We start from the raw sequence: 19740 nt of genomic DNA, 5'->3' as shown, positions 1-19740 counted from the left end.
CCCTTGCGTGCTTTCCACAGCAGTGGCGTAACCACCGTTTCCGTCGGGCCGTAGCCGTTGAACAGGTAGGTCGGCTTGAGTGCGCGCCAGGCTAGGTCATAGCTCGCCTGCGCCACGGCGTCACCGCCGAAGCAGTACACACGGACTTTCGGAGGATTACCGTCGCGCTCGGCATGTTCGGCCAGCTGTTGCAGGTACACCGGCGGGAACACGGCCATGGTCACGTTGTGACGGTGCATCTGTTCGTAGGTGTACTCGGGCAGCCACAGGCTGTCATCGCGGATCAGCACGCTCGCGCCGTTGATCAACGGGTGCATCCAGCCTTCGTGGGAGCCGTCGAAGGCGAACGACATGAAGTGCAATTCGCAATCGGCCGGCGAGGTTTCATAACGCTCGCCGGTGGCGATGATGTGCGCCACCAACGGGCCGTGGGACACCGCCACGCCCTTGGGCATGCCGGTGGAGCCGGAGGTGTAGATCACGTAGGCGAGGTTGTCGCCGTCCAGCTTCACATCGGGTGCCGTGTCGCTGAACCCCGCCCACTCCTCAGTGCGATCAATCGCCAGGCTGGTCAATCCTGCCGGGATCGGCAGTTGCTGCAACGCTCGGCTGTCGGTGAGCAGCAGTTGCGCGCGGCTGTCCTGCATCATGTACAGCAGGCGGTCGCGGGGGTATTCGATATCCAGCGGCACATACACGCCGCCGGCTTTCATCACCGCAAGGAACGCCACCATGATCTCGGCACTGCGCGGCATGGCGATGGCCACGCGCACTTCCGGGCCGACACCACGGGCGATCAGCGCATGAGCGAGGCGGTTGGCCTGGCGATCCAGCTCGCCATAGCTCAGGGTTTGTGCATCGAACTTGACCGCCACCGCCGCAGGATTTTCCCGCGCACGGTCGGCAACCAACTCGTGCACCAGGCGCTGGGCCGAGAAGCTGGCGTCGGTCTGGTCCCACAGCTGCAGGATGTGCCGTTGCTCATCCGCACCCAGCAGGTTGAGTTGGCCTACAGTCTGCTGCTGATCGGCAACCATCGCCTGCAACAGGTTCTGCCAGTGGCCAGCCATGCGTTCGATGGTTGCCGGGGCGAACAGGTCGGTGGCGTAACTCAGGGACGCACGCAGCGCGGCCTGGCTTTCTTCTACGTCCAGCGCCAGGTCGAACTGGGCCACGCCTTCATCCCAACCGAGTACTTCGACGTCGAGGTCGGTCAAGCCCTGCAGATGCAGGCCGGCAGAGGTCACACGGTGGTTGAAGAGCACCTGGAACAACGGGCTCAGGCTCATGCTGCGCTCCGGTTGCAGCGCCTCCACCAATTGCTCGAACGGCAGGTCCTGATGGGCCTGGGCCTCAAGGGAACGCTGACGCGCCTGCTGCAACAACTGCTCGACGCTCATTTGCCCATGGATGTCGGCCTTGAGCACCTGGGTGTTGACGAAGAAGCCGATCAGCCCTTCGGTTTCCAAACGGTTGCGGTTGGCAATCGGCACGCCGACGCGCACATCTTCCTGGCCACTGTAGCGGTGCAGCAAGGCCTGGTAGGACGCCAGCAACACCATCGGCAAGGTCACCCCGGCGTCGCGCGCCAGGTTGCGCAAACCGCCCAGCAGCGCGGCCGGCAGCTCAATCCCCAGGCGCGCCCCGCGATGGCTTTGCACGGCCGGGCGCTGGTAGTCGAACGGTAATTCCAGCACCGGCTGCACGCCGCCCAGCAAACCTTGCCAGTACGCCAGCTGACGCGTATTTTCTCCGGCCTCCATCCAGTGGCGCTGCCACACGGCGTAGTCGGCGTACTGGATCGGCAACGCCGGCAGGTCCGGCGTCTGCCCCTGGCTGAAGGCCGCGTAGAGCTGCACCAGCTCTTCGACCATCAGTTGCATCGACCAGCCATCGGAGACGATATGGTGCTGCACCAGCACCAGCACGTGGTCGTCCGTGGCCAGGCGCAACAGTTTGACCCGCAGCAACGGCCCGCGCAGCAGGTCGAACGGCTGTGCGACCTCGGCGGCGACCTGCGCCTTGAGCCCGGCTTCATCGGTGTCGGCCAGCTCGATGTCGATCAGGCCCGAGTCTTCGATGACCTGCACCGTGGCCGCCGCGTCCTGACGCAGATGGGTGCGCAGGCTTTCATGGCGGGCGAGCAAGGTGTCGAAACTGCGTTGCAGTGCCGCCTGGTCCAGCGTGCCCTTCAACCGCAAGGCGCTGGGGATATGGTACGCGGCGCTGTGCGGGTCCAGTTGCCAGAGGAACCATTGACGCTCCTGGGCATAGGACAGCGGCAGCGGTTGGTCGCGACCGGCCTTGAGCAACGCCGGCGCAGCCACGCGCTCTTCGCCCAGGGACGCGACAAAGTCGCCCAGCAAGGGGTGTTCGAACAGGCACTTGAGCGGGACTTCCAGCGCCAGCGCCTGGCGGACCCGCGACACCACCCGCGTGGCCAGCAGCGAGTGCCCGCCCAGCTCGAAGAAGTGGTCGTCGAGGCCGACCTGTGGCACATCCAGCACGTCGGCCCAGATCGCCGCGACCTGTTTTTCGCGCTCGGAGACCGGGGCCACATGGCCTTTGCGCCACAGGCTGGCATCGACCTTCGGCAACGCCTTGCGGTCGAGCTTGCCGTTGGGGGTCAGGGGCAGGCTGTCGAGGAACATCAGGTGTGCCGGCACCATGTAGTCCGGCAGGCGCTCGCGCAAGGCGGCTTGGTACGCCTGCGGGGCCTGCGCCGCCGAGCTGACCAGGTAAGCGATCAAGCGGTCGTCGTCGGCCAGCACCACGGCTTCGCGCACGCCAGGCTGCTCGCGCAGGCAGGCTTCGATTTCGCCGAGTTCGATACGGAAACCGCGCACCTTGACCTGGTGGTCGACCCGGCCGATGTATTCGACCACGCCGTCGTCACGGTAGCGCGCCAGGTCGCCGGTACGGTACAGGCGTTCGCCCGGTGCACCGTAGGGGTTGGGCACGAAGCGCTCGGCCGTCAGCGCTGGCCGCGCGTGGTAACCGCGTGCCAGGCCGACACCGCCGATCAGCAGTTCGCCGGATGCACCCAACGGGCATGGCGTGAGCCCGGCGTTGAGGATGAACAAGGTGGTATTGGCGATGGGACGCCCGACAAAAGGCTGCGCCTGCGACAAACGATGGGCCGCCGACCAGATCGTGGTTTCGGTGGGGCCATACAGGTTCCACACCGGACCTTGCAGGTCGAGCATGCGTTGGGCCAGATCGGCCGGCAGGGCTTCGCCGCCGCACAGGGCCTTGATGCCGCGCAACTGATCGGCACGCGGGCTTTCCAGCAGCATGCGCCAGGTCGACGGCGTGGCTTGCAGCACGTTGGCGGACTGGCTGTGCGCCAGGTCGAGAATGGCCTCCGGGTCGAGGGCCATCGCCTGATCGCTCAACAGCACTGTGGCACCGATCGTCAGTGGTACGTACAGCTCCAGGGCGAAGATGTCGAACGAGAACGTGGTCAGCGACAGCACCCGCGCCTGCGCACCCATGTCCAACGTCGTAGCCATGCCGCAGGTAAAGCTGCACAGCGCCTGGTGCCGCACCATCACTCCCTTGGGTTTGCCGGTGGAACCGGAGGTGTAGATCACGTACGCCAAGTGTTCCGGCGTGACGCTGACCTGCGGGTTGTGGTCGTCGGCATCGACATCGTCGACCAGCAGCACCTGCAGGCCCTGCGGTTGCGCCAGGCGCCCGATCAGGTGCGACTGGGTCAGCAGCACCCGTGCGCGGCTGTCCTCAAGCATGAAGGCCAGGCGATCCGCCGGGAACTGTGGGTCGAGCGGCACATAGGCGCCACCGGCCTTGAGGGTCGCCAACAGGCCGACCACCATGTCCAGGGAGCGCTCCACATGCACGGCAACCAACACGTCCGGGCCGACACCCGCCGCGATCAGGCGATGAGCCAGGCGGTTGGCGCGGCGATTGAGCGCGGCGTAGCTCAGGGCTTGGTCGTTGAAATGCAGCGCGATGGCCTGCGGATGCGCCAGCGCCTGCGCTTCGAACAATTGCTGCACACAGCGCTCGCGCGCAAATTCGACGGCGGTGTGGTTCCACGTTTCGAGCAGTTGCCGGGATTGCGGCACACTGAGCATCGCCAGCTCATCCAGGGCCTGAGCGGCATCGCGTACCACGGCGTGCAGCAGGTTCTGCCAGTGACCGGCCATGCGCTGCAGGGTCGCGGCGTCGAACAGGTCGGTGGCGTAAGTCAGGGAGGCCCACAGGCCGTCGGCGGACTCTTCAGTCTCCAGGTTGAGGTCGAACTGAGTGGTGTGGCCGGCCCAGTCCACCGGTTGCAGGTCCAGGCCGGGCAGTTGCACCGCACCTTGGCGCAGGTTGTCCTGATGGTTGAACATCACCTGGAACAGCGGGTTGTGGCTGAGGCTGCGCTCCGGCTGCAGGGCTTCCACCAGTTGTTCGAACGGCAAGTCCTGATGGGCCTGGGCGTCCAGGGCGCGTTGCTTGACCTGGGCCAGCAACTGGTCAAAGCGCATCTGCCCGTGCAGGTCGGCCTTGAGCACCTGGGTGTTGACGAAAAATCCGATCAGGCGTTCGGTTTCAAGGCGGTTGCGGTTGGCAATCGGCACGCCGACACGGATCTCGGACTGGCCGCTGTAGCGGTGCAGCAGGGTCTGGAACGAGGCGAGCAGCAACATGAACAGGGTCACGTCCTGACGCTGGGCGAGTGCCTTCAGTTCGGCGACCAGGTGGGTGTCGAGCTGGATCTGCTGGCGCGCACCGCGGTGGCTTTGCACCGCTGGGCGCGGGTGGTCCAGGGGCAATTCCAGCAGCGGATGCTCGGTACCCAGGTGCGTGCACCAGTAATCGAGTTGACGCTGGGTTTCCCCGCCCGCCATCCAGTCGCGCTGCCACACGGCATAGTCGGCGTACTGCAGCGCCAGGGCCGGCAACCGGGCGTGGTCCTGATACAGCGCGACCAGTTCGTCGACCATCACTTGCATCGACCAGCCATCGGAGATGATGTGGTGCTGGGTGATGACCAGCACATGGTGCTCGGTGTCGATCTGCAGCAGTGCGACGCGCATCAGCGGGCCGTTGACCAGGTCGAACGGGCGCTGGATTTCCTGCGCCACGGCGTGTTCGATATCCGGCGCCTCGACGCGCTGGCGCTCGATGACAATCGCCAGGTCGGGGTGAATCACCTGCCAGGTGTGCTCGCCCCTCTCCACAAACGTGGTGCGCAACGGCTCATGACGTTGCACCAGCGCCTGGAAGGCGTTTTCCAGCGCGGCACTGTCCAGTCGACCGCGCAAGTGCAAGGCGGCGGGCACGTGGTAGGCAGCGCTGCACGGGTCCAGTTGCCAGAGGAACCATTGGCGCTCCTGGGCGAAGGACAGCGCCAGCGGCTGCTCACGCCCGACCGCCAGCATCGCGGGCGCCGTGGCAGCACGGGTGCCCAGTGCCGCGACGAAATCTGCCAGCACCGGCTGCTCGAACACGCTCTTGAGTGTCACCTCGATGCCCAGGCCATGCCGCACGCGGGACACCATCTGTGTGGCGAGCAACGAGTGCCCACCCCTCTCGAAGAAGTGATCGTTGAGCCCTACCCGCTCGGCGCCCAGCACCTGGGCCCAGATCGCCGCGACCTGTTGCTGCACCTCGGTAACCGGTGCCAACCAATCGACCCGCGCCTGGTTGGCATCCGGCTTGGGCAGCGCGGCGCGGTCCAGCTTGCCGTTGGGGCTCAGCGGCAGGTGCGCGAGCAACAGCAGGTGCGCCGGCACCATGTAGTCCGGCAGCTCCGCGCGCAGCGTGGCCTTGAGCTGAGTGAGCAACTCGGCTTGCTGGGCCTCCTCCAGTGCGTGGCTGGCGACGATGTAGCCCACCAACTGGTTATCGGCGGCAACCACCAATGCTTCGCGCACGCTGGGTTGGGCCAGCAGGCGCGCTTCGATTTCGTTCAATTCGATACGGAAACCGCGCACCTTGACCTGGTGGTCGATACGGCCCACGTACTCGATCATGCCGTCGGCGCGATAGCGCGCCAGGTCCCCGGTGCGGTACAGGCGCCCGCCACCGTCGGTGCAGAACGGATCGGGAATGAAGCGATGCGCCGTCAGGTCGGGACGGTTGAAGTAACCGCGCGCCAGCAATGGCCCACCGATCACCAGTTCGCCCGCGACACCCACCGGCACCGGGTTGAGGTTGGCGTCCAGCAGGTAAATGGCGCGGCCATCGAGCACCCGCCCGATCGGCATCATCGATGGCAGGGCTTCGCGGCCATCGACGTAGGCGGCACAGTCCAGTGCCGTGGCGGTCACCGTGGCCTCGGTCGGGCCGTAGGTGTTGAGCAGGCGTACAGGCTGCAGGCCGGCTTCGCGCCAGGCGCTGAGGCCTTCCGGCGGCATGGCTTCGCCACCGATGTGCAGTTGGCGCAGACGGCCGTAGTCGCGAGGGCCACGATCGGCAAAATCACGCACCAACAGCAGCCAGTAGGCGGTGGTCAGGTCGACCACGGAGATATCGTGGTCGAGCAGTTGTTGGTAGAAGGTGTCGCTGTCCCACAGGTCGCCACCGCGTACCACTACCGCTGCGCCGCAGCACAGCGCCGGGTACAGCTGCTCGACGAAACCGTCGAAGTTGAAGGTGCCGAACTGCAGCACACGGTCATGCGGCTGCAGCGCAAACAGTTCGCTGAACACCTCCACATGCCGCGCCAGGGACGCCAGGTCGATGCCCACGCCTTTCGGCCGGCCCGTGGAGCCAGAGGTGAACATCACGTAGGCAAGGTTCGCCGGCTGTGCCCGTGGCAACAGGTTTTGCGCGCTGTAGTCGCTCAACCAATCGTGCCGGTCTTCCAGGCAGACCAGGCTCAGGCTGGCTGTGATCGGCAATTGGTCCAGCAGCGGTTGTTGGGTCAGCAGCAACTGCAGGCCGCTGTCCTCGATCATGCATTGCAGGCGCTCGGCCGGATACTTGGGGTCCAGCGGCACATAGGCACCGCCCGCCTTGAGCACCGCCAGCAGGCCGACGATCATGTCCAGGGAGCGGTCCACCGCTACCCCCACCAGGGTGTCGGCGGTCACGCCCAGTTCCACCAGGCGATGGGCCAGGCGGTTGGCGCGCGCATTCAGCTCGGCATAGCTCATGCGCTGTTGATCAAGGATCAGCGCGATGGCATGCGGCTGAGTCGCCGCCTGCTGTTCAAAGCGCTGCAACACGCTCGCCTGGGCCGGTTGGGCCGCGTGAGGCGGGTTCCACTCGGTGAGTACGCGCTGGTGTTCAGCGGCCAACAGCAGCGGGATCGCGCCCAGCGCCTGCCCGGGCGCATCGACAAACTGCTGCAACAGCCCTTGCAGATACGCCGCGATGTGTTGCACGGCGTCGGTGGCAAGGTCCGCGCACAGGTACTCCAGGTGCAGGCTCAAACGCTGCCCCCCGTGCACGGTGAGGGTCAGCGGGTAGTTGGTGCGTTCCTGATGACGCACGTGACTGAAACGCAGGCCGCCCTCGCCCGCTTGCTCCAGGCTCTTGGCGACGGGGAAGTTCTCGAACACCACCAGGGTGTCGAACAGCGCTTCGCCGGCCAACCCGGCCCAGCGCTGGATATCGAACAGCGGCGTGTGCTCGTGCTCGCGCATTTCCAGGTTGAGCGCCTGGACCGTTCGCACCCAGTCGCTGACGGATTGCGCCGGATTGGCCGCTGCGATCAGCGGCAAGGTATTGATGAACAGGCCGACTTGCTGCTCGACATTCGCCAACTGCGCCGGACGCCCGGATACCGTGACACCGCAGGCGACGCTGGATTGACCGGTGTAGCGTTGCAGCAGCAACAGCCACGCCGACTGCACCAGGGTGTTGAGGGTCACTTGGTGGGCACGCGCGAAATCAGCCAGGCGCCGGGTCTGGGCCTCATCCAGTTCACAGAGGATTTCAGCGTATTCACTGCCGTGGGGTGCTGCGGTCTTGGCCACGCTGCGCGCCAGGTGCGTAGGTTCGTCGAGCTGCGCCAGGCGTTCGCGCCAGAAGGCCTCGCCGATGGCCGGGTCCTGTTGTTGCAGCCAGGCGATATGCTGGGAAAACGCCGCGCCCACCGGCGGCAGTGCCTGGCCCTTGCAGGCTTGCAGCACTTCGTTGAGCACCAGGGCGTTGCTCCAGCCATCCATCAGGATGTGATGGCTGGTGTAGATCAAGTGCCAACGGTCCTCGGCGCTGCGCACCAATGCCACGCGCAGCAACGGCGGACGCGCCAACTCGAAGCCCTGGCGATGGTGATCGGCGGCCAATTCATCCAGCGCCGTGGCGAGGTCCTGGCGCTCGCGCCAGTCGTACTCGGCGAACGGCATGTCGACCTGGCGATACACCACCTGCAGCGCCTGGCCCTGGTCGTCCTGCCAGACAAAGCCGGTGCGCAGCATGTCGTGTCGTGCCAGCACCTGCGCCCAGGCGCGCTGGAATTGCGCCACATCGAGCCCCTGCACGTCGGCGCGCAACTGGCTGACGTAGACATCGTCTTCGCCCTGTTGATAGAGGCTGTGAAACAGCATGCCCTGTTGCATCGGCGACAACGGGTACAGGTCCTGAACCGCACGCGCAGGCAGTGCCAACGCGTCGAGTTGCGCCTGGGTCAGCTGCGCCAGGCCCACATCGGCCGGTGTCAGGCCGCCCTGTTTCGGATCGACGCAATGCGCGATCAGCGCCAGCAGTTCCTGCTGGAAATCCTCCGCCAGGCGCTGGACAGTGGCCACTTCGAACATCTCGCGGCTGAAGCCCCATTGCAGCGACAGCTCCCCGCCATACACCTGCCCTTCCACGGTCAGCCAGTTGGCCAATGGTGCTTCAGGGTCCTGGGCCTGGCCGCTGCCCTCGGGCGCCGGCACCAACAGCGCCGACTCATTGAACTGGCGGTCGAACTGGCCGAGGTAGTTGAAGGTGATGCGCGGCACGGCGAGTGCCGACAAGGCGTCGCGCGCAGCAGGCGTGCCCAGGTAGCGCAACAGGCCGTAGCCAATGCCTTTATCCGGCACCGCACGCAGTTGCTCCTTGACCGATTTGATTGCACTCGACAACTCACCACCCGCCTGCAGGCGCACCGGGAACAGGCTGGTGAACCAGCCGACGGTGCGGCTCAGGTCGACGCTGTCGAAGAGGTCTTCACGGCCATGCCCTTCGAGCTGGATCAGCGCAGCGGGCTGCTTGCTCCAACGGCTGATCACCCGCGCCAATGTTGTCAGCAGCAGATCGTTGACCTGGGTGCGATAGGCCGCCGGGGCGTCCTGCAGGAGTTGGCGCGTCTGTTCGGCACTGAGGCGGATTTCGAGTTTGCTGCCCACGCGGTTTTGCAGGCCGCCCTGCGGGTTGTCGCAGGGCAAGTCGGCGTCCGAGGTCTGTGCCTGCCAGTAAGACAGCTGGTGATCGAGGGTCTGTGCATGGGCCTGCAACTGCTGCCCCCACACTTGGTAGGCGCTGGTCTTGGCCGGCAGCGGCGCGGCGCCATAGGCGTGTTGCAGGTCTTCCAGCAGGATGCGCCAGGACACGCCGTCCACTACCAGGTGATGGATCACCAGCAGCAGGCGCTGGGTGCCGTCGCCCATGCTGACCAGCACGGCGCGCAGCAGCGGGCCGTGTTCAAGGTCGAGGCTGCGTTGGGCCTCGTCACAGAGGGCAGCCAGTTCGGTTTCATCGCCAGCGCGGGATCGCCACAGCGCCGGGTCGGTGATCGGCGCGGCATGGGCTTGCTGCCAGCCATCGGCCTGCTGCACAAAGCGCAGGCGCAGCGCATCGTGATGGTTGATCACCTGGGTCAACGCCGCCTCAACGCGCGCCGGCTCCAGGGTTTCGCGCGGGGTCAGCAGCAGCGACTGGTTCCAATGCTGGCGCGCCGGGATCGCCTGCTCGAAAAAGCTGTGCTGCACGGGCGTGAGGATTACCTCGCCACTGACGGGCCCCTGGTCGATGACCGTCGCGTGCTCGACGCTCGCCACCAGCGCCAGGCTGCGCACGCTCTGGTACTGGAACAGGTCGCGCGGGCTGAGACGAATCCCGGCCTGGCGCGCTCGGCTGACCACCTGGATGGAGATGATCGAATCGCCACCCAGCTCGAAAAAGTTGTCATCCAGACCGACATGCTCGACCCCGAGCACATCGCTCCAGACGGCAGCCAGGGCTTGCTGCACAGGGTTTTCCGGGGCGACATAAGCCTGCTGCGCGGCAGCATCCGGCACCGGCAGCGCCTTGCGGTCCAGCTTGCCGTTGGCGGTCACCGGCAACTGGGCCAGGTAGACCATATGCGTCGGCACCATGTACTCCGGCAGACTGCCGAGCAGCCAGGCCTTGAGGTCGCTGGGCGCCTCGCCTTCCAGCACCAGGTAAGCCACCAGTTGCTTGCCGCCCTGCACCAGCACGACGGCCTCACGCACGCCAGGGTGTTGCAGCAGGCGTGTCTCGATTTCACCCAGCTCGATGCGCAGGCCGCGCAGCTTGACCTGATGGTCGAGGCGACCGAGGTATTCAATCACGCCGTCGGCCCGTTGACGCACGCGGTCGCCGGTGCGGTACAGGCGTGCGCCATCGCCAAATGGACTCGGCACAAAACGCTCGGCGGTCAACGCCGGACGCCGGTGATAACTGCGCGCCAGCCCGGTGCCGCCCAGGTACAACTCGCCGCACACACCGGCAGGGACCGGGTTGAGCTGGGCGTCGAGTACGTAGGTGCCGAGGTTGGCAATCGGGCGGCCGATGGGCACGCTGTCGGCACCTTCGTCGACGCAGGTCCAGTGGGTCACGTCGATGGCCGCTTCGGTGGGGCCATACAGGTTGAACAGCCCGGCATGCGGCAGCTTGGCGAACACCTGGACCTGTGCGTCCAGCGGTAAGGCTTCACCGCTGCAGACGATGCGTTTGAGGCCGGTGCAGGCCTGCACGCCCGGTTCATGGATGAATGCCTGGAGCATCGACGGCACGAAGTGCAAGGTGGTGATCGCGTGCCGGCCGATGGTCTCGATCAAGCGTGCGGGCTCGCGGTGCTCACCCGGGGCCGCCACCACCAGGCGCGCACCGGTCATCAGCGGCCAGAAAAATTCCCAGACCGACACGTCAAAGCTGAACGGGGTTTTCTGCAGCACCGCATCAGTGGCCTCCAGCCCGTAGGCCTGCTGCATCCAGCCCAGGCGGTTGACCAGCGCGCGATGGCTGTTGCCGGCTCCCTTGGGCCTGCCGGTGGAACCGGAGGTGTAGATCACGTAGGCCAGGTTCAAGGCGTGGATGGCCACGCCTGGCGATTCGCTGCTGTAGCCGTCGAGCCACAGCGCAGGTTGGTCCAGGGCAATCACGCGGATACCGGCGGCGGGCAGCGATGCCAGCAGGCGCTGCTGGCTGAGAAGCAGCTGAATGCCGCTGTCTTCGATCATGTAGGCCAGGCGTTCCTGCGGGTATTCGGGGTCGAGCGGCACGTAGGCGCCGCCGGCCTTGAGAATCGCCAGCAGGCCGACCACCATCTCGATCGAACGCTCGACGCAGATCCCCACCAACACATCGGGGCCGACGCCCTGCTCGCGCAAAGCATGCGCGAGCCGGTTGGCGCGGGCGTCGAGTTCGGCGTAGGTCAGCGTGGTCGTACCGAACACCAGCGCCGGTGCGTCGGGGGTGGCCTGCACCTGGTCTTCGATCAGCTGATGGATGCCGCGCTCGGTCGGGTAGGTTGCGGCGGTGTTATTCCAGGCGTGCACCAGGACCTGTTGCTCATCGGCAGCCAGCATCGGCAATTCGCCGATGCGCTGCTCGCCATCGGTGACCATCGCCTGCAACAGGCGGGTCCAGTGGCGGGCCATGCGCTCGATGGACGGCGCGTCGAACAGGTCGTTGGCGTAGGTCAAGGCGGCATGCAGGGTGCCGGACTTTTCATAGGTGTCGAGGGTCAGGTCGAACTGGGTGGTGCGCCCCTGCCACTCCACCAAGGCCAGTTCCAGGCCGGAGGCGGTGCTGACCGAGGCGATGTCGGCCACCACCGGCTGGTGGTTGTACATCACCTGAAACAAAGGGGTATGGCTCAGGCTGCGCTCGATCTTGAGGGCTTCCACCAGGCGTTCGAAAGGCAACTCCTGATGCGCCTGGGCGCCCAGGGCATGCTCCTTGATGCCTTGCAGCAGCTCGGTGACGCGGGTTTGCCCGGTGAGTTCGGTGCGCAGGACCTGGGTGTTGACGAAGAAGCCGATCAGCCCTTCGACTTCGGTGCGGTTACGGTTGGCAATCGGCACGCCGACGCGGATATCACCCTGACCGGTGTAGCGATGCAGGAGCACATTGAACGCGCCGAGCAACAACATGAACAAGGTGACGTTGTGTTTTTGCGCACAACTGCGCAACTGCGCGGCGAGCGCCGGGTCAATCGCGAAGTTATGCCGCGTGCCCTGGTAGCTGGGCATGGCCGGGCGGGCGTGGTCGGTCGGCAGTTCCAGCACCGGGTGCTCATCGCCCAGGCGCGCCTGCCAGTACTCCAGCTGGCGGGCCTGCTCCCCGGCTTCCAGCCAGCGGCGTTGCCACAGGGCATAGTCGCTGTACTGGATCGGCAGTGCCGGCAGTTGCGGCACCTCGTTGCGCTCATGGGCGTCGTAGCAGCGGATGAACTCGTCGATCAGCACGTTCATCGACCAGCCGTCGGAGACGATGTGGTGCAGGGTCAGCAGCAGCACGTGTTCCTGCGCATCAAGCTTGAGCAACTGCACACGCAGCAGCGGGCCGTGCTCCAGGTCGAACGGCAGCAGCGACTGGCGGGTCGCCGCCTCATTGACGGCCTGCTCGCGTTCGACGACGGCCAGCGTGCTCAGGTCCAGCTGTTCGATGGCCAGTGACGGCTGCACCGCCACCTGCAACAGGCGCTCATCGGCCTGGCGCTGGAACACCGTGCGCAGGGTTTCATGGCGCGCGACCAGGCTGGCAAACGCCTGCTGCATCGCGTCCAGGTTCAACGCACCCTTGAGCCGCACCGCGCCCGGCAGGTTGTAGGCGCCGCTGGCCGGGTCCAATTGCCACAGGAACCACATGCGTTGCTGCGCGTAGGACAGCGCATCGCGATCCTCTACCTCGACCCCGGCCGGAATCGGAAACCGCGAAAAATCCACTCCTTCTTTCTGCAGTGCCTGCAGGAATAGCTGGCGTTTTTCCAGGGGCAACCCGATAAACCGGCGAGCAAGTTTCAAGGAGTCTTCAGCATTCATTTCTTGGAGTCCGGAGCAATAGGCAGGAAGCACAAAGGCACGTCGTCCCTATAAAACGAACCGCAGAGGGAAAAATTAGCGAGGGGATGGGAGGCGACCCGGTGGGCTGACCGGGCCTCTAGGTATTGAGGCGGCGCAGGTGCACCGCCTCACGTGCCAACCGGCGTGCCTGTTGATCCAACGCAAGAATATCGTCCAGGCTACAGCCTCCCGGCAGCTCTATACGCTGCAAGGTCTGCTCGATGACTGACGGAATATGCGTGTAGCGTATCCGTTTTCCTAAAAATGCCTCGACCGCCACTTCATTCGCCGCGTTCAGCGCGGCACTGGCCTGAGTGCCTGCAGCCAAGGCTTGCAAGGCCAGGCCAAGACAGGGAAAGCGTTGCACGTCTGGGTGTTCGAATGTCAGCCCGCCAACCTTGGTCAAGTCCAGAGGCAGGACGCCAGACTCGATCCGCAGCGGGTAGGCCAGGGCATGCGCGACCGGCATTCGCATGTCGGGGTTGCCGAGTTGCGCCATCACTGATTGATCGCGAAAGACCACCATGGAATGCACCACGCTTTGTGGATGAATCAAGGCTTCAATGCGATCGGCAGGCAGGTTGAACAACCAATGGGCCTCAATGATCTCCAGGCCCTTGTTCATCATGGTCGCGCAATCCACGGAAATCTTGCGCCCCATGGACCAGTTAGGATGGGCGCAGGCCTGGTCGGGGGTCACTTCGTGCAAGCTATCGACCGGCCGATCCCTGAATGGCCCGCCGGAAGCCGTGAGTATCAAGCGGTCAACGCCGTCAAATGCTCCCTGGCAACCCTGCAGGCATTGAAAGATCGCATTGTGCTCACTGTCCAACGGAATCACGGTGGCCCCGGCGCTGGCAGCCGTTTCGATAAACAGGGCGCCCGACATGACCAAAGCTTCCTTGTTGGCCAGGAGGATTTTCTTGCCCGCCCGCGCGGCGCTCAAGGTCGGCAATAAACCCGCGCCTCCGACAATGGCCGCGACGACCGTCTCACAGGTAGATTCCCGAGCTGCGGCACACAGCGCGTCCTCACCACACAGCACTTCCGTGGGCACATTGGCCGCCAACAAATGAGCCTGCAGTTCGATGGCGTGCTGCGGTTCGCTGACCACCGCTATCGCGGGCCGAAATTGCAGGCACTGTCGGTACAATTTTTCGATGCGCCTATGCGCCGTAAGACCTTGTACCTTGAATGCCTCGGGGTGACGCGCGACTACATCCAGAACACTGTCGCCGACCGACCCGGTAGAACCGAGAACGAGCAGGCGCTGCCTCATGATGACGGTATCCTCTTCGCAAAAACCTGATGGAAACAAGCGTAGCAACTGAAAATGTACTTATTCGTCATGCGTCCATATTGACTGGCGATAAAATGCCAAGCATTTACTTATAAATAGCGCGAATATGATTTTTCTCTAGCTTGGCCATTCCAAATAAAACTATTCATATAGGTTGCACGCCAGCGTAAAACTCATACATTAATCTCTCGCACTCTTTACTGCTGCCAAGCTGTTTGGTCCGTCGTACTTGTCCAATGGCATAGACCTGATGGAATCTTGCCATGAACGCGCCGAGACGACTGCAGATCCCTATTTTCCACTGGCCGTGGCCAGCCCGCTGCTCACCCTATGCGCGGTTATTGGACCAGCCTGTGACCGGCTGGGTTGACGACGTAGTATTTGATCAGCCACATCCGCCTGCCCCGCAAACGCTCGCTGCCGTGGCTGCGATCTTTGATGTCCTGGAACAGGCGGCGGCGAGCACTACCACGTTTTTTGCCGAGCCTGCCTGGCGCGACCTCTGCCGCCAATTCAAACAGTTCCTTGGGGTCAAGCGCCTGCAGCATTTTTCCCATGGCATCCGCATGATGTATGGCAGTACCGCCTTGTTGTTAGTTGGGTATTTACATGCGTTGCCGCTGAGTGTTTCGCACTATGAAACGCTGCGCCGCTACCGTATCGGCCTTATTCCAAGCTTTGAGTTATCAGGCATTTGTGCCGATCTACAGCTTCGCGATCGCGATCGCGATCGCTATTCGCCCGCCGTGCAGCAACTGACCGCCCATGCCAACAACATCATTAGTTGGAGTAATGTTAGGTACAGCCTGGGTGACGAACTGGAACAACGAGGACGTTATGAAAATATCGTTATCGCCTATGCCAGCCAAGGTTGCACATTGCAAGAGGCGATCTCGCGTGTGTCCGATCGAATGCGCAATGAGTTTGCCCACTTCAGCGCCCTGTGCACGTTACTCTCCCAACGCAATAGCGCACCGTTGGACGCCTATATAAGGGACCTGCAAACCTGGATCGTGGGCCATCAACTCTGGATGCAAGATGATACCGCGCGTTACTTGACGACATTGACCAACAATGCGTGGGAACACTATGCGGTGGATTTTGAACACCATCCTCCGCCCCTCGTAAACGTCAGCAACTTATAGCGGGGCTCCATTATGTTCGAACTCCTCGGCTCCCTCGACAGCCCGGCCCGCCTGCGCACTTTACATTCCGCTGCCTTGGGGCCATTAGCGGACGAACTGCGGGCGTTCATCCTGCACAGCGTAAGCACGACGGGCGGCCATCTTTCAGCCAACCTTGGCACCGTCGAACTGACCATCGCCCTGCACTATGTGTTCAACACGCCACATGACCGCATCATCTGGGACGTCGGCCACCAGGCCTATGCACACAAGATTCTCACCGGGCGCCGCGAGGAGATGGGCGGAATTCGCCAGCTAGGCGGCATTTCGGGATTTCCGCGCCGCTGTGAGTCGACCTATGACTGTTTCGGCACCGCGCACTCGAGTACTTCGATCTCGGCCGCCCTGGGCATGGCATTGGCCGCTCGCAACCTGGCACAGCGACGCCACTGCATCGCAGTGATCGGCGACGGTGCACTCAGCGGCGGCATGGCCTTCGAGGCGCTGAACAATGCGGGCCTGTACGGCGACTTGCCGTTCCTGGTGATTCTCAACGACAACGACATGTCGATCTCTCCCTCGGTGGGTATGTTACGTGAGCATCTGGGTGCCTTGACGTCACACCAGGTCAGTCGCGATGCCAGCCTGTTCAAGGCGATGGGCCTGGCCTACAGCGGGCCAATCGACGGGCATGACCTGGGTGAGTTGGTGCGGGCACTGAATATCGTCAAGGACCGACGCGGGCCGCAGCTGCTGCATATCGTCACCGAAAAAGGCCACGGCTACTCACCCGCCGCCGCCAACCCGGTGCTGTACCACGGGCCGGGCAAATTTGATCCTATCGAAGGTATTCGCGCCGCCCCTGCCGGTGCGCTCACTTATACCCAGGTGTTCGGGCAATGGCTGGCGGACGAAGCCGAGCGCGACCCACGGGTGATTGCGATCACGCCAGCCATGCGCGAAGGCTCTGGACTCGTCGCGTTCGAGCAGCGGTTTGCCGAGCGTTATTTCGATGTCGGGATCGCCGAGCAGCACGCCCTGACCTTTGCTGCCGGCCTCGCAGCCGGAGGCATGAAGCCGGTGGTGGCCATCTACTCGACCTTCCTGCAACGCGGTTACGACCAACTGATCCATGACATTGCCCTGCAGCAACTGCCAGTGGTATTCGCCATCGACCGCGCCGGAATTGTCGGGGCCGATGGGGCGACCCACATGGGCGCCTTCGATATCGCCTATTTGCGCTGCATCCCTCATCTCATCGTAATGGCGCCGGCTGACGAGCAGGAATGTCGGCAGATGCTGCACACCGCCATACAGCAGCCAGGTCCGTGCGCGGTGCGTTATCCACGAGGCTCGGGCAGCGGTATCGTTCCTTCATCCGAGCTGACCGAACTCGCAGTGGGTAAAGGCGAGATCCGCCGCGTCTGCAGGCAACCCTGCGGGACACGCGTCGCCATCCTGGCTTTCGGCTCAATGACGCAAAGGGCGATGGAAGCCGCAGAACTGCTCGACGTCACAGTGGCGAACATGCGCTTTATCAAACCCCTGGATCGCCACCTGATCCAGACGCTTGCACTTGAACATGACTGGTTGGTGACGGTTGAAGAAGGCTGCATCATGGGCGGTGCAGGCTCGGCCTGCCTGGAATACCTGGCCAGCCAAAATCTGCACCCTGCGCTGCTGCAACTGGGCTTGCCCGACCAATTTGTCGAACACGGCACGCCCGAGCAGCTACTGAGCCAATGCGGCCTCGACGCTGCGGGCATCGTCCGTTCAATCCACCAATTCGCCGACGAGCGACAACTGGGCTGCCCATCCCCCAGCGCGGCCACGGCCTACCAGGCGAGTGCGTAAACATGAACATCATCCTGGCTCAATCAAGGGGTTTCTGTGCCGGCGTCGTGCGGGCCATCGACACGGTCGAGCAAGCCTTGGCGCAATTCGGCGTACCGGTCTACGTGCGTCATGAAATCGTGCATAACCGCCATGTGGTACAGACACTGCGCGATCAGGGTGCAATCTTTGTCGACGAACTGGACCAGGTGCCGCTCGGCGCCGTGACCATTTTCAGCGCACACGGGGTGACGCGTGAAGTGGAAGACCAGGCTTCAGACCGTCACCTTCGTGTGCTCGACGCGACTTGCCCGTTGGTGAGCAAAGTCCATCACCATGGGCGCCATTACGCCGCGAAAGGCCATCAACTGATCCTCATCGGCGAGCCCGGGCACCCGGAAGTCATCGGCATCCTGGGCCAGGTTGATACACCGATCACGCTGATCCAGACCGTTGAACAGGTCCAGGCCCTGACGTTTGCGACCGACACTCCCCTGGCCTATCTCACCCAAACCACCTTGAGTGTCGATGACACCCGTCACGTGATCGCAGCCCTGACGCAGCGCTATCCTCACATTATCGGTCCCTCCAGCCGCGACATCTGCTATGCCGTACAGAACCGACAGCAGGCGGTGCGTGAGCTGTGTACCCAGGTAGATAGGTTGCTGGTGGTGGGCAGCGCCAACAGCGCAAACGCCGTGACCTTGCGCAAACTGGCCAGCGACAGTGGTACGCCCAGCTACCTGGTGGCCGACGGCAGTGAAGTGGATATTCGCTGGTTTACGCCACACATGACCGTCGGAATCAGCGCCGGCGCGTCAACGCCAGAGGCTTCGGTACAGGACGTTATTGCAGCCCTGGCACGAATCGCCCCGCTGCACATTCAGACGCTGGCGGGCCGCGAGGAACGTGTGCAGTTTCAACCGCCCCTCGGGTTGATTGCCCGGCAATAAGCCAAAGGAGCCTGCGCCATGAACACCCCCATTGCGCGGCGCGTCACGCGCCAGGTACACGTCGGGACTGTGCGCCTGGGCGGCGACGCGCCGATTGTGATCCAAGCCATGACCAATACGGATACTGCCGACGCCGAGGCGACGGCGACCCAAGTGGAGAGCCTGGCGCGGGCCGGCGCGGAACTCGTACGTATCACCGTCAACAGCCACGAAGCCGCCGCACAGGTGGCGAACATCCGCGAACGACTGGACCGACGCATGATCGACGTGCCCTTGGTGGGCGACTTTCATTTCAATGGCCATCGCCTGCTCGCCACTTACCCCGAATGTGCCCAGGCGCTGGCCAAATACCGGATCAACCCCGGCAATGTCGGCAAGGGCGCACGACGCGATGAACAGTTCTGCCAGATGATCGAGGTCGCCTGTCGCTACAACAAACCGGTGCGCATCGGGGTCAACTGGGGCAGCCTCGACCCTGACCTGCTGGCGCGCATGATGGATGCCAATGCTGTCCTCCCCGCGCCACTGGCGGCCGATGCGGTGATGCGCGAGGCGCTGGTGGTCTCGGCGCTGGACAATGCCCAACGGGCCATCGAGGTCGGGTTACCGACGGACCATATCGTGTTATCGGCCAAGGTCAGCTATGTGCAGGACCTGATAGCGGTTTACCGCAACCTGGCAGCGCGCTGCGATTTCCCCCTGCACCTGGGGCTGACCGAAGCCGGGATGGGTTCCAAAGGCATCGTCGCGTCAACGGCTGCCCTGGCCGTGCTGCTGCAGGAAGGCATCGGCGACACCCTGCGAATTTCCCTCACCCCGGATCCCGGCGGCGAGCGCGCCAAAGAAGTCCAGGTGGCCCAGCAGATCCTGCAAACCATGGGCTTGCGCGCCTTTACTCCGCAGGTGGTGGCGTGCCCGGGCTGCGGGCGTACCACCAGCGTGTTCTTCCAGACACTGGCGCAGCGAATCGAAGGCTTCCTGAGGGAGCAAACGCCGCACTGGCGCGCAAGCTACCCCGGCGTCGAGCAAATGCAGGTCGCGGTCATGGGCTGTGTGGTGAACGGTCCCGGGGAAAGCCAGTTGGCGGACATCGGCATCTCATTACCCGGCGCCGGAGAGCATCCTTCGGCGCCCGTGTATATGGACGGCAAACGGGTGATGACACTCAAAGGACAGACCATCGCCGAAGACTTTATCCGCCTGCTGGACGCCTACGTCGCGGCACGCTACGGCCACCAACCAGAGGCGCAGCTCACGCTCAGCGCGCTGATAGACGGCGATCCGGCACAGGTACAGTGCCTGACCCTTCCGTAAACCCTGAACCTGAGGAC

The 19740-nt window shown here is 63.9% G+C and carries 6 protein-coding genes; 4 read left to right on the top strand and 2 right to left on the bottom strand.

The annotated features are described in order from the left end of the window. Both BBG20_RS19445 and ispC read right to left on the bottom strand, forming a co-directional pair. The coding region (locus BBG20_RS19445; protein ID WP_065906083.1) for a non-ribosomal peptide synthase/polyketide synthase at positions 1-13178 on the bottom strand (13178 nt) is incomplete at its 3' end. 118 nt (positions 13179-13296) lie between these two features. Beyond that, positions 13297-14478: a 1-deoxy-D-xylulose-5-phosphate reductoisomerase gene (gene ispC, locus BBG20_RS19440; protein ID WP_065906081.1), complete on the bottom strand. Its 1182-nt coding sequence runs from the start codon at positions 14476-14478 to the stop codon at positions 13297-13299. A 284-nt stretch (positions 14479-14762) separates the two neighbouring features. Here ispC and BBG20_RS19435 point away from each other — a divergent pair, with 284 nt between their 5' ends. The 4 genes from BBG20_RS19435 to ispG are packed head-to-tail and all read left to right on the top strand — an operon-like array spanning position 14763 to position 19723. Then, the gene (locus BBG20_RS19435) at positions 14763-15644 is read left to right on the top strand and encodes a terpene synthase family protein (protein WP_141697303.1); all 882 of its coding nucleotides are present in this window, start codon (positions 14763-14765) and stop codon (positions 15642-15644) included. A gap of 12 nt (positions 15645-15656) precedes the next feature. Further along, positions 15657-17477 carry a 1-deoxy-D-xylulose-5-phosphate synthase gene (dxs, locus tag BBG20_RS19430; protein ID WP_065906078.1) on the top strand — a complete coding sequence of 607 codons (1821 nt, stop codon included), beginning with the start codon at positions 15657-15659 and terminating at the stop codon, positions 17475-17477. A gap of 2 nt (positions 17478-17479) precedes the next feature. Beyond that, a complete protein-coding gene (ispH, locus tag BBG20_RS19425) occupies positions 17480-18409 on the top strand; it encodes a 4-hydroxy-3-methylbut-2-enyl diphosphate reductase (RefSeq protein ID WP_065906076.1) in 930 nt (309 codons plus the stop codon). 18 nt (positions 18410-18427) lie between these two features. Continuing rightward, positions 18428-19723, top strand: a complete 1296-nt coding sequence (ispG, locus tag BBG20_RS19420; protein ID WP_065906075.1) for a flavodoxin-dependent (E)-4-hydroxy-3-methylbut-2-enyl-diphosphate synthase — start codon at positions 18428-18430, stop codon at positions 19721-19723. The last annotated feature ends 17 nt before the right edge of the window (positions 19724-19740 follow it).

The organism is Pseudomonas aylmerensis, assembly GCF_001702265.1.
In the GTDB taxonomy this organism is placed as follows: domain Bacteria; phylum Pseudomonadota; class Gammaproteobacteria; order Pseudomonadales; family Pseudomonadaceae; genus Aquipseudomonas; species Aquipseudomonas aylmerensis.
The sequence above is the reverse complement of the archived record's forward strand: the minus strand, read 5'-3'. Positions and strand labels throughout refer to the sequence as shown.

What these genes read in the sequence shown, in the direction of transcription:
- ispG (WP_065906075.1), top strand. Translation starts at nt 18,428, where the DNA reads ATGAACACCCCCATTGCGCGGCGCGTCACGCGCCAGGTACACGTCGGG.
- dxs (WP_065906078.1), top strand. Translation starts at nt 15,657, where the DNA reads ATGTTCGAACTCCTCGGCTCCCTCGACAGCCCGGCCCGCCTGCGCACT.
- ispC (WP_065906081.1), bottom strand. Translation starts at nt 14,478, where the DNA reads ATGAGGCAGCGCCTGCTCGTTCTCGGTTCTACCGGGTCGGTCGGCGAC.
- ispH (WP_065906076.1), top strand. Translation starts at nt 17,480, where the DNA reads ATGAACATCATCCTGGCTCAATCAAGGGGTTTCTGTGCCGGCGTCGTG.
- BBG20_RS19435 (WP_141697303.1), top strand. Translation starts at nt 14,763, where the DNA reads ATGAACGCGCCGAGACGACTGCAGATCCCTATTTTCCACTGGCCGTGG.